At 44.5% G+C, this 12,342-nt stretch carries 11 protein-coding genes; 7 read left to right on the top strand and 4 right to left on the bottom strand.

What is annotated here, in order from left to right; genetic code table 11:
- Positions 1-43: 43 nt before the first annotated feature.
- From JMX94_RS03420 to JMX94_RS03395, 6 genes are all read left to right on the top strand, one after another.
- A complete protein-coding gene (locus JMX94_RS03420) occupies positions 44-2,152 on the top strand; it encodes an EAL domain-containing protein (RefSeq protein ID WP_201563210.1) in 2,109 nt (702 codons plus the stop codon).
- Between the two features lie 290 nt (positions 2,153-2,442).
- Positions 2,443-2,898, top strand: coding sequence for a cytochrome c family protein (locus JMX94_RS03415; RefSeq protein ID WP_201563208.1), 456 nt, complete (start codon positions 2,443-2,445; stop codon positions 2,896-2,898).
- An 89-nt stretch (positions 2,899-2,987) separates the two neighbouring features.
- Positions 2,988-3,947 carry a MoxR family ATPase gene (locus JMX94_RS03410; protein WP_201563206.1) on the top strand — a complete coding sequence of 320 codons (960 nt, stop codon included), beginning with the start codon at positions 2,988-2,990 and terminating at the stop codon, positions 3,945-3,947.
- Positions 3,948-4,029: 82 nt separating this feature from the next.
- The gene (locus tag JMX94_RS03405; RefSeq protein ID WP_201563204.1) at positions 4,030-5,091 is read left to right on the top strand and encodes a hypothetical protein; all 1,062 of its coding nucleotides are present in this window, start codon (positions 4,030-4,032) and stop codon (positions 5,089-5,091) included.
- Positions 5,088-7,418: a DUF3488 and transglutaminase-like domain-containing protein gene (locus JMX94_RS03400; RefSeq protein ID WP_227673492.1), complete on the top strand. Its 2,331-nt coding sequence runs from the start codon at positions 5,088-5,090 to the stop codon at positions 7,416-7,418. Before JMX94_RS03405 ends, JMX94_RS03400 begins: the two co-directional genes overlap by 4 nt.
- Before the next feature lie 68 nt (positions 7,419-7,486).
- A complete protein-coding gene (locus tag JMX94_RS03395; RefSeq protein WP_201563202.1) occupies positions 7,487-7,774 on the top strand; it encodes a DUF4031 domain-containing protein in 288 nt (95 codons plus the stop codon).
- Between the two features lie 82 nt (positions 7,775-7,856).
- Here JMX94_RS03395 and JMX94_RS03390 read toward each other — a convergent pair whose 3' ends face one another.
- Together JMX94_RS03390 and JMX94_RS03385 are read right to left on the bottom strand one after the other, a co-directional pair.
- Positions 7,857-8,375 carry a DUF302 domain-containing protein gene (locus JMX94_RS03390; RefSeq protein WP_201563200.1) on the bottom strand — a complete coding sequence of 173 codons (519 nt, stop codon included), beginning with the start codon at positions 8,373-8,375 and terminating at the stop codon, positions 7,857-7,859.
- A gap of 181 nt (positions 8,376-8,556) precedes the next feature.
- Positions 8,557-9,438, bottom strand: a complete 882-nt coding sequence (locus JMX94_RS03385; RefSeq protein ID WP_227673491.1) for a LysR family transcriptional regulator — start codon at positions 9,436-9,438, stop codon at positions 8,557-8,559.
- A gap of 196 nt (positions 9,439-9,634) precedes the next feature.
- Between JMX94_RS03385 and JMX94_RS03380 the strand changes: the two genes are divergently transcribed.
- On the top strand, positions 9,635-10,759 hold the full coding sequence (locus tag JMX94_RS03380; RefSeq protein ID WP_201563198.1) for an S-(hydroxymethyl)glutathione dehydrogenase/class III alcohol dehydrogenase: 1,125 nt from the start codon (positions 9,635-9,637) through the stop codon (positions 10,757-10,759).
- A 108-nt stretch (positions 10,760-10,867) separates the two neighbouring features.
- Here JMX94_RS03380 and JMX94_RS03375 read toward each other — a convergent pair whose 3' ends face one another.
- Both JMX94_RS03375 and JMX94_RS03370 read right to left on the bottom strand, forming a co-directional pair.
- Positions 10,868-11,116: a DUF2164 domain-containing protein gene (locus JMX94_RS03375; protein WP_201563196.1), complete on the bottom strand. Its 249-nt coding sequence runs from the start codon at positions 11,114-11,116 to the stop codon at positions 10,868-10,870.
- A 134-nt stretch (positions 11,117-11,250) separates the two neighbouring features.
- A complete protein-coding gene (locus tag JMX94_RS03370) occupies positions 11,251-11,925 on the bottom strand; it encodes a DsbA family oxidoreductase (RefSeq protein WP_201563194.1) in 675 nt (224 codons plus the stop codon).
- Positions 11,926-12,342 lie beyond the last annotated feature (417 nt).

Below are 12,342 nucleotides of genomic sequence, written 5' to 3'. Positions count from 1 at the left end.
GTTTATAATGACAAAACCGCTATTATGATTTAAAAGGCTTCCTATGCGTACTCAGTCCGTCTTAAACCTATTAGTAATCGATGACGACCAGCTTTACGCTGAGCTACTGGTAGCATTGCTAGGGTCATATTATGACAATGTGAACTTAGGTTTATTGGATGATAAAGAAGAGCTATTAAAGTCGCTACGTCAATCATGGGATGTATTGGTGTTTGGTCAGGCTTATGATATGAGCTTTACTGACGTGGTTGGTGTCGTTCAAGAGCAGAGTATAGACTTGCCAACGATTTGCTTGATGAATAAGGAGGCTGCTGCCAGCGCTCAAAACGAAGACGGCTTGCCTGCTGTGATGAATAGTACAATGGTTAAAGCCATTTGCGTAGAGCAAGAGATGGCAGTCGTCATGGCGATTTGTTTGCAGCATGAGAGTTTACGCTGTCGTCAGCAGCTTAAGACCTTGCGTCATGTCTTGTCTGAAGCAGAACAACGGGCCAACGTCCTGATTAAAAACTCAAAAAGTGCGGTCGCTTATATTGACCAAGGGATTCATATTTTTGCCAATGACCCTTATCTGCAGTTGTTTGGCTTTGAGGCGATGAATGACATTATCGGTATACCTGTGATTGACTTGATTGCAGGCGGTGATAACGTTAAAGCCTTTAAACAGTTTTTACGTCAGTTTGATAAAGGAAGCCGTAAAGACGTTGAGTTTAATTTTGAGAGCAAGCGTAAAGATGGCTCTACCTTTGAGGCAAAATTACAGTTGGCCTCGGCAACTTTAGATGGTGAGCCCGTTACCCAAATTATTATTCAGCAAAACAACAGTAATAGCGCTGAAGTTGCGAAGCGTTTGGCTGAGGCTGAGCGTAAAGACAGCCTGACGGGTATTCATAATCGCCGCAGCTTTGAAGAGCAGCTGGCGGCATTATATCAACAAGCAAAACAGGGTGCGTCGACGGCAGGGTTATTCTATATTCAGCTCGATAATGTGGGCAAAATTAGAAGCAGTCTGGGTCTGCAAGGGATAGATGCCACCGTTAAGCAAGTTGCCTATGCTTTAGATAAGCTGGTAACAGATGAGCTCTTAGAAGAAAGCCATGTAAGCCGTTTTAGTGATACGGTCTTTACCATCTTGGTGGAAAATAAAAGCACCGCAGATCTTGAAGAACTGGCTGGGAAAATTGGTTCAACCATCAGTGAGCTGTTTATCGAAGTCGATAAGCGGACGACAAATACCACAGCAAGTATCGCTATCGTTAAGATAGAAAAAAACACTCCTGAACCGAGAGTGCTACTTGAGCGGGCGATGGATGCGATCAATCAAATTCTGATTGAAACCTCCAATCATGGCGGCAGATACCATCTATATGACGCCAGTGAACATGCCAATAGTGATGATCATGCGCTGGCCGAATCTTTGGTCGATGCGATTGCCAATAATCGCTTTGAGCTGTTGTTTCAGCCGATATATGACATTAATCATGATCGCAGTGATTTCTTTGAAGTATATCTGCGCTTGCCACTGGCGGATGCGGACAATACGATATTGACGCCCGACCAGTTTATGGCAGTGGCCAAAGCGCATAATTTGCTTGAAAAAATAGACCGCTGGATACTTATCAATGCCTGTAAAAAAATCAATGACGTGCGTAAATCCCATCCAGAAGCGCGCTTACTGGTACAACTGACCAACGCCTCTTTGATAGATAAAAAGCTGCCAAGTGTGGCCAGTCAATTAATCAATGCGGTGGGCGGTAAAGCGGGTGCATTAACCTTACAGTTTAATGAAAACGATATTGCTGACCATTTAACCGTCTCTAAATCTCAGTTTACCGCCCTTAATCAAGTAAATTGCCAGTTATGTATCAATAATTTTGGCTCGTCTGCTAAGGCTGTTGAGGTTGCCAATTTCGTGCAACCTGATATGGTGCGTTTAGCCCGAAGTTATGTGGAAGGGATAGATACCCCTGAAAATCTAGAGACAGTCAAATCGCTTATCGTCCGCACCAATGAGATTGGCGTCGATGTCTTGATGCCCTATATTGAAGATGCTGCGACCATGTCGGTTGCTTGGAGCGTGGGCGCGCGTTATTTGCAGGGCTTTTATCTCGAAGCGCCTAGCAATAGCATCAAAGTTGCTAGCGAGAGTTAAGGTGTTATTTAAGCCTAAGTCACAGTATAAATCCAAGCCTAAACCTAATACGTGAAAAATTTCAGACAACTGGGCTTTAACTGGCAACTAAGTTTTAAAAGGCGAATTGGATTTTAACTAAAGGCGAGCCAAGCAACTTTTATGTTAGCAAAATCAGCAATTATTAATTTTTAGCAGTTACCCCTATATTTCCTACGCAGTGCTATGTAGGTTCATCACTCTTTGCCTTGTATAATGGTCGAGGTAGACGCATACATAGCAAATGCCCCTCAATTAAAGATTTCTACAACATGTCTATACTCAAAAAATATCAATTAAGCGGTATGTTTGCCGCTGTTTTATTGCTCAGCGCTTGTGAGAAAACGCCGCCTGACTATCGCGATCCTGTAACGTTGCCACTTTATACCGAGGGTGACGCCGATAATGGTGCGCTTATATATCAAGATGCTTGCGGTCAATGTCATCAGCTAAATCCTGGACTCAATAAAAAAGGCCCGCAGTTGATGAATATATATGGTGCCAAAGCGGCTGAGCTTGCAGATTATACTTATAGCGAAGGGCTTAAGGCATCAGGTTGGGTATGGGATGCTGAAACGCTAGATACTTATATCGCTGATGCAGAAAAAGCCATGTCAGACTCGAAAATGCTATCAGATCCGATGCCAGATGCTCAGGAGCGTACCGATGTGATTGCTTATTTATCAACGCTTCGTGCACCGGTGCCAACCGCTGACGATATAAAGTAACGCCCGATTTAACCTGACTATTTGACATGGCTATTTCACATGGCTATTTAAAATAATCATCACCATAAAAAATGAGCTAAGAATTGATAATGAACCCTGCCGCCAATGACTATCCCCGCAACCAGCAAAAAATTGCTCAGCTAATGACGCAGTTAAATCAAATCGTATTAGATAAACCGCAGGCCATCAAGTTGGCGCTGAGCGGCATACTGGCAGGTGGGCATCTATTGTTGCAAGATTTGCCGGGCATGGGTAAGACGACGTTGGCGCAAGGCTTAGCGCAATTACTCGGTCTGAGCTTTAGCCGCGTGCAGTTTACCAATGACATGCTGCCGGCTGATATTTTGGGTATGAGCATCTATGACCAAAGCAAACAGCAGTTCGAATTTCGTCCCGGTCCTATCTTTACTCAGCTGTTGCTGGCTGATGAAATCAATCGCTCTAGTCCCAAGACCCAAAGTGCATTACTAGAAGCGATGGAAGAGCGGCAAGTAACCCAAGATGGGCAGACTTATGCTTTGCCGCAGCCGTTTTTTGTGATTGCCACCCAAAACCCATTGCAGCAAGCGGGCGTTTATCCACTGCCTGAATCGCAGCTAGATCGGTTTTTATTGTGCTTGTCGCTAGGATATCCATCACCTGCCGCTGAGCGCGAGCTATTAAAAGGTCAAGACCGCCGCGAGCTATTAAAAGAGCTGCCCGCGGTGCTTGATACGCAGGCTGTATTATTAGCCCAACAAGGTGTTAAGCAGGTGTATGTCGCGGATGTGGTTTTAGATTATCTGCAAAGATTGGTCGCCAAAACACGTGCAAGCTCTGAGTATCACGGTCTTTCACCGCGTGGCGTGCTGTCGCTACAGCGTGCTGCACAGGCTTATGCTTACGTGTCGGGGCATATGGAGGTCACGCCTGAAGATATCCAAGCCGTGTTTGCTGCCGTCACCGATCATCGCCTCGGCCAGCGTTTTGTACCCGCGCATGTGACTGGTGGGCAAGCGACTCAGACCATCGCTCAACGCATTTTGGCAGAAGTGGCTGTTATTGTTTGACCATTTTTGTTCATAATAGATTCACTTCCAAAGCTGCTCGTTTATTAGCGATAAGACTATTAATTTTAAGAATAGGGTAGTCATGAGCCTTTTGCCAAAAGCCTTCACCGTACCAGCTAGTTCCGCATTACGCCGTTGGTTTGCCGCGCGGGCCCCAAAAAGCGATAGCGCCACGCTCAATTTGCGTAATGTCTATATCTTTTTTAGCCGCGAAGGGCTGCTATATGCGGTGTTATTAATCATCACCTTTATTGCTGGTATCAACTATGGCAATAACTTGGTGTTGGGTCTGTGTTTTTATCTGGTCAGCGTTTGGCTTATCAGCTTTCATGTGACCTTTGCCCATATCTCAGGTCTTAAAGTACAGTTGATAGAAGTGACCATGGCAGAAGCAGGTGCGCCTGTCTGGGTGACCTTGCAGCTGATTAGTGAGAGCCGCCAACCAAGACGGCAGCTATTATTTAGCTTTGAGCAGACTGACGGTAAGGTTAATAGCAAGGCTAATAATAAGACAGATAAAAAAGCCAGTAAAAAAATCAAAAATAGCGCTAGTACTCAAGAGTCGATATTGGTGACACGACTGCAAGGCGAGCAAGTGATTCGTTTGCCTGTACAAACGTACAGTCGTGGGCAGCTGACATTACCAAGATTAATTATCAAAACCGTTTATCCGTTAGGTATTATGCGCGCATGGTCTTATGTCTATTTTGCCCGTAGCGCTTGGGTGTATCCAAAACCTGAAGTCTTTGATTGGCAGGCCCAGTATGCCATTGCCAGTCAGGAGGATTTGCCAACGGGTGGACAGACTAGGCAAGGTCAAGATGATTTTGAGCGGCTAGATAACTATATCGAAGGCGAGTCGCTAGCAAGGGTTTCTTGGGGTCATGTGGCGCGCGGTCAGGGAATGTTTACCAAGCATTTTGCCGATCCTGTCGGTCATGAGCAAACGTTGGATTATGCTGATATGCCAGCGGCGCATCATGAACAAAAACTCGCACAACTGGCTTATGGCGTAGTGACATTAGGTGAGCTGGGTGTGCCATTTAACATGCGTTTAGCTGGCGACACGCCTTCTGCTGCAACAATGGGTGACGGTAATAGCTTTGCGCTAGCGTGTTTGCTAAGGTTGGCAAAAGCGCCATGACTAATATGACCAATGCTAAAAGATTTTTTTCAAAAAAAGCGATCGATGTCTCTATTGTCTCTACCAAATCAGACTTTATAGAATCTATAAGCTTTGAGCAGTTGGCTTTGGGTCAAAATACCAATGCTCATACCAATGCTCATGCTATGCAGGGCAGCAATGCTAAATGGACTCGCAAGCTGCTCGCCTTACCAGCCTATTATTGGGTATTAATTGCTCAAGTTGTCATTATCTTACCGCATGCAGCGCATTTGCCGTTATGGCTAATGGGTTTTGCGGTGGTCAGTATCATTGCTCAGCTGCCGCGTGTGAAAGCGCGATTTAAAAAATTAGCGCATCTAAAACGCGTCTATCAAAGCATGCAAATGCTCGGCTTCTTATTGGGGCTTACAGGTCTGTGGCTGACTTATAATAGCGCTTTCGGTCTCGATATGGGCGTGGCGTTTTTAGTGCTATGTCTCATTAGTAAGTTGTGGGAGATGTATAAGCGCCGTGATGCTTATGTGGTATTGAATCTTTCACTGTTTGTCCTTGCCGCGCTATTTTTGATGGATCAAGGTCTTGTGACGACGTTAGAAGTAATCGTCGGGGCGGTCATTGTGTTGTTGGCATTTATTGCTTTAAATGACGATGGCAATACTAACGGCGATGGTCGCTTGCGTACTTTAGGTGTATTAGGTCTTGGGGCATTGCCGTTATTGGTCGTGTTGTTTTTGTTCTTTCCGCGCTTGCCACCGCTATGGTCCGTGCAGCTCTCAGGTCAGCAAGCGACCACGGGTGTCTCTGATAGCATGTCGCCCGGTGATTTTGCCAATTTAGGACAATCGACTGAGTTGGCGTTTCGGGTAGAGTTTGCAGATAACCGCCCACCACAGCAGCAGCTCTATTGGCGTGGTTTGGTGTTTAGCGACTTTGATGGAGTCACTTGGCGTCCTAGCCCTCAGCAACGACAATGGCAGCCTGCACCGCAAACACCTGCTTGGATTGAGAATGCCTTTGCAACTATCCCTGATGAAGTAAAAGTTGCCCCTACCAGCTATGAGATTATCCTAGAGCCAACGCAGCAAAACTGGCTGTTTGGACTTGATTATCCTTTTGCTCAGCGCCAAGACGTCAGTATCACCTCAGACTTTACCTTATTAAAAGACCAGCCGGTTACCCAGCAGCTGCGCTACGAGGTATTGCAATTTGCACCGATGCGTATCGATCCGATTCTGTCTGATGAGTCGCGACGTCTAAATCTTGCCCTACCAGCTGACGGCAATCCGCAAGCACGAGCATTGGCGCAGCAGCTGTTTGTTCAATCAGACTCAGACCCAGTACGCTACATGCAAGCACTTGAGCGCTGGATTAACCAAACGGAATTTCGTTATACACTGTCTCCGCCACGACTGAATAATAACCGTATTGATGAGTTTTTATTTGAGACCAAAGCGGGGTTTTGTGAGCACTATTCTTCCAGCTTTACCTTTATGATGCGCGCCGCTGGCATTCCAGCACGCGTCGTGGCGGGCTATCAAGGTGGTGAGCTGAGCCGTGGCGGCAATGTTTGGGAAGTACGGCAAAAGGATGCGCACGCTTGGACGGAGGTCTGGCTTGAGGGTCAAGGTTGGATACGTGTCGATCCGACGGCTTTTGTTGCGCCTGAGCGTGTCGAGCAGGGGATGGATGCGCTGACTCAGGCACAAGGGGCAGCAATGTTCGGTGATGGCGCTGGGGCACAAATCAGCTATCAGCAGTATCAAATGCTACAAACCTTACGCCGTCTATCTGACCAAGCGAGCTACTATTGGCAAAAAGACGTCGTTGGTTACGATCAGGACAAGCAAGCTGACTCGCTACTCAAATGGTTTAACATCCGCTCAATCACGCAGCAAATTATTTGGCTAGCGGCAAGTGCTATTACCGTCATGGTGATTTTGGTCTTTGTCATTTGGCAACGTCGCCGTAAGCGTTGGCATCCAGCAGACCAGCCGCTTGCACAGTTATCAAAACGTATTGGTAAAAGTGATAAAACACTGACTCGTCAAGAGAGCGAAGGGCAGCTTGCTTGGCTTGAGCGCTTGGCAATAGCGGTTGATGACCGAGAAATTGATTCAAATACTGATATCGACGCTGATACCAATGCTAAAAGTAGTAATAAGAGCAGTAAAGTTAGTAAGCTAACAGATAGCGGTAATTCAGACATTGTCCAAGCAAAAATAATGCAGATGAGGCAGGACTATCGTCAACTGCGTTATGGACGTCTAAGCAGCCTTGAAACCAATGATAGCGAATACCAAACCCTACTGAAACAGCTGAAGAAAGATGCACGTGAATTGTTCTAATGGCTGTTTTGTGAAAGCTTTGTTTAACACATGATAAAATAGCTAATGATAATAAAGGAGGCGACACTATGGCGACATATGTGGATTTTATGCAGATAGAATTTAAAGGCTATAAGTGGTGCCATATGCTGGCAGATACCCTGCAAGAGTTGCATGACTTTGCTGCGCTGATTGAAGTAGATTCGCGTTTATTCCACCGTCATGCCAGTTATCCGCACTATGATGTTACGGTGCAAATGCGAGAGACAGCGATTGAATATGGTGCTATTCCTGCTGGTCGAAAAAAGATTATCGAATGTGCGAAGAAGTTAAAAGTAGAGTTGCATGAGCAAATCGCACAATCTGAGAACTCCTAATAAGTTAATTTTCTAAAACATGAAAAAGGTGGGAGTGCTTTTGCATCCCACCTTTTTATTTGTTCAGATTTGCATTTATAGCTTATTTTGCAATAGCTGCTTTACTAACACCATCAAGGGCTTTTGCGATGTTATCAATAGCAGTATCACAACCTTTTATATTATGACGGTCTTTGAGATATTCAGGATTGTTGTACGACAACCATACTTTTTTATCGGCATCTTCACTGATGAGGATTTTTTGCGGTAAGTCAATGGCGACGCTTTGCTCGCAATTCATCAATGGCGTGCCTGCTTTCGGATTACCAAACATAATCACTTGCGTCGGTCTTAATGTTAAATCAACACCTTGCGCATTTTTCTGATGATCGACGCGCGCAAATACTTTCATACCTTTACTTTCGATAATCGCTGCCAGTTTATCAGTGGTATCTTGCACGGAGTGATGACTTTGCATCGTCACCAAACCCTTCTCAGCATTGATAGCAGCCATCGTTTTTGGCGTTGACTGCACCTTGTCTGGCGCGTTTAAAATATTTTCGACACTGGCGCAAGAGGATACAGCCAAAGCTAACGCCGCAATAGAGATAATTTTAAGCATAAAAAGTCCTTTTTTATGGTAGTTGTTTATTCAGCGATTGATGGTTAGCAACATCGAATATTCATTGTGAGCTATAACACTGTGCTTCATAGCATTGTGCTTCATAGCATTGTGCGTAATAAACTGCGCATAGTAAAGGGTCGCATTACAACACCTCAAAGAATGACTAAGCCAAAACTAATTACACAGCCAAACGCTCCGCTAGATAATCTACTAGCAATCGAATCTTTGACGATAAATGACGGTTATGCGGATAAATAGCCCAGATGCTTTCTTCAGGCTCTCTATAGTTATCCAATAAGCTGACTAGCTCACCTGATGCTAAGTACTGTTGCACATAATAGTCAGGCAGCTGCACGATACCCAGACCTTTTAACGCTGCATCGACTAGACTGTGACCGCTGTTATATTGCACCGTGCCAGACACGCGCAGGTTTTTTTCTTTATCAGCGTTCTTACCGTTTTCTATAAAATGCCAATAATCACGCGTGCCAAGTAAGCAGTTATGTTGACTCAGCTCGGACAGAGCATGAGGTGTGCCGTATTTTTCAAGATAAGTAGGTGCGGCACAGACAAAGTTGGTACGACGGCTGAGTTTTTTTGCCATCATGGTTGAGTCGCTTAATTTGCCAATACGAATTGCCAAGTCGTAGCCGCCATCAATTAGATCGATTTTTTGATTGCTCAAAAAAGCCGTCACTTCGATATCACTATATTGCACCATGAAATCATTGACCAGTGGCAACAGTTGCTGCTCGCCATAAGTGACAGGGGCGGTCAGTTTAATCCTGCCTTGCGGCTTTGATTGTAAGTTACTCACTGCTTGCTCAGCAGCATCCAAGCCATCGAGCACACCGCGGCAGTGCTGATAAAACACGCGGCCTTCTTCTGTCAGTGATACCTTGCGCGTCGTACGATAGAGTAATTTAATATTTAGGCGTTTTTCTAAAGCGCTTATCTGTCGACTAACCTGCGCGGTAGAAATGCCCAATTCTTTTGCGGCACGCGTAAAGCTCTCGTGCTCTGCTACATAGACAAACTCGCTAATACCATCCCAGCGCATGATTATTACCACTGTGTAAAAGATATTTGCAAATATAGCACATTGTTATCATTTCAGAAACGACTATAATGGTCAGTATAAAAGTTTAAAGCTGTACGGGCTCGCACAACAGTGGCTTGTGTCTACTAAGTCAGCACTATAAGATGAATGGGTCTGCGTGTAATCAATGATAAAATTAATTAAAAGAGAGAATATTATGTCAGATAAATTTATTAAATCTAAAGCCGCCATTGCTTGGGGGCCAAATGAGCCACTATCTATCGAAGAAGTGGATGTGATGCTGCCACGCAAAGGCGAAGTGCTGGTAAAAATCGTTGCTAGTGGCGTCTGCCACACCGATGCCTTTACGCTATCTGGTGAAGACCCAGAAGGCGTATTCCCAGCTATCTTAGGTCATGAAGGTGGCGGTATCGTTGAGCAAATCGGTGAAGGCGTAACCAGCGTCCAAGTGGGCGATCATGTCATTCCTTTATACACCGCAGAGTGCGGCGTCTGTAAAATGTGTACTTCAGGTAAAACCAACCTGTGTTCAGCCGTACGCGAAACCCAAGGCAAAGGCTTAATGCCAGACGGCACCACGCGCTTTTATAAAGATGGTGAGCCAATCTATCATTACATGGGCTGCTCAACCTTCTCTGAATATACGGTGTTGCCTGAGATTTCTTTAGCGAAAGTGAACAAAGAAGCACCACTAGAAGAAGTCTGCCTACTTGGTTGTGGCGTCACAACTGGTATGGGCGCAGTGATGAACACCGCAAAAGTTGAAGAAGGTGCAACGGTTGCTATCTTCGGTCTAGGCGGTATTGGACTATCAGCGGTTATCGGTGCACAAATGGCAAAGGCCAGCCGTATTATTGCGATTGATATCAACGAAAGCAAGTTTGAGCTTGCCAAAAAATTGGGCGCAACAGATTGTATTAATCCAAAAGATTATGACAAACCAATCCAAGACGTTATTGTTGAATTAACCGATGGGGGCGTTGATTATTCGTTTGAATGTATCGGTAATGTCGATGTCATGCGTTCAGCGCTTGAGTGCTGCCATAAAGGTTGGGGCGAATCGGTTATCATCGGTGTTGCTGGTGCTGGGCAAGAAATCTCAACCCGTCCATTCCAGCTAGTGACTGGTCGCGTCTGGCGCGGCTCAGCATTTGGCGGTGTAAAAGGTCGCTCAGAGCTGCCCGGCTACGTTGAGCGTTATTTAGCAGGCGAGATTCCACTACAGGATTTCATCACCCATACCATGCCATTAGAAGACATCAATGAAGCCTTTGATTTGATGCATAAAGGCGAGAGTATCCGCACGGTTATTCATTTTTAAGCATCATTATTAATTATAGGGATTGTAAATTTAGCCTTATAAAATAACAGTGTTATAAAATAAAAATGCCGCTCCTACTTATATAGGGCGGCATTTTTGGTTTATCGTTTAGTCTTTTTTAAAGCTGTGCATATCTTCTAGCACTGCCGTAAACCTATCGTATAGCCAAGGTTCAAGATCATCAATCACTTGACTATATAGATGTGGACCTATGGTTTCGATAATAAAGTCTAATAAAAACTTAGCGGGCAGATTACCAATATCGACATCAAACTCTGCGTTCATATAATCTCTCAGCTTATCCAAAACGATTTCTTCTGCTTCATCTGATAAGGTAATCAGTTTATCTTTGCTCATATAAAACTATTCCTAAGAGACATGCCAATGACGATGTCCAATGTTTAAATGTTTAAATGTTTAAATAATTACTGAAATTTCAATGATAGCTAAATGTTAAATAACCGTTAAATTAAGCAGTACTCATTTATTACCTACTCTTGCATAGTGGCCAACTGCTCTAAAATATTGACGTAATTTTCCACGCCTTGTGCGCCGCTGACCAAATGTCGCTCGTTAAAAATCATCGCCGGTACACTTTGAATGCCTTGCTGTTGCCAATGCTGCTCTTCTGCACGTACCTCTTTAGCAAAACGCTGCTCTTCTAATACCGCGAGCGCCTCGCTACGATCAAGTCCTACTTCCGCGGCAATATCAGCAAGCACCGCATTATCAGAAATATTGCGACCCTTGGTAAAGTGGGCGCTGAATAACGCCTGCTTTAAATCATGCATCGGCTTTTGCCCTTGCTGACCTGCCCAGTACAGCAGCTGATGCAGATTAAAAGTATTGTGCATGCGGGTATCGTCATTGAAATTAAACTCAAAACCGACTTCAGAGCCTGCCTCAGTCATTCTAATGCGGCTAGCGTCCGACTCTTCCTTGCTTGAGCCATATTTCTCCATGATATGCTCGCGCAAGTTTTGTCCTTCGCTTGGCATATTGCTGTTTAGCTCAAACGGATGCCAATGTATTTCATGCTCGGTATTGGTTTGCTTAAGCGCCTCAGCCAATTGACGGTAGCCGATAATACACCAAGGACAGACCACGTCTGAGACGATATCGATGCGTAGTGGCTGTTTTGATAATGTCTGTTTTGAATTTTCCATAACTTTCTGCCTATTTTATTGTTGATGTTTTATTTGTTTATAAAGGGTTTTTATAAGGAGGTTTATAAATAATTGGGATAAAGAATTGAGAGTATCTGCTGTGCCAAATTATCGTAGCCTGTCCTAATACCTAATAAATGTGGATAGCGAGTAGAGGTTATATTAACCCAAAGAAGTCAGATAGTTTGACTAAAACACACAACCCATACACTCGAGGATTTGGCGCGAAACCATCATAAGAGACATTGGTTATCAGTATAAAGTTTCTGAGATACCTGATATCGCTAACTCATTAGCGCTAAGCAGCCGAGGATTGTTAGCCAAGAAAATGCCGATAGTTATCAATCAATAACTCAGTTATGATATTGATAAGCCCGAATAGCTTATTTACGCTAAAAACCGCGGCTGGCTTGATAA

Origin of the sequence: Psychrobacter sp. CMS30, assembly GCF_904846565.1 — a bacterium.
Lineage (GTDB): Bacteria > Pseudomonadota > Gammaproteobacteria > Pseudomonadales > Moraxellaceae > Psychrobacter > Psychrobacter maritimus.
Note: the sequence above shows the minus strand (reverse complement) of the source record. Positions and strands in the feature narration are given on the sequence as shown.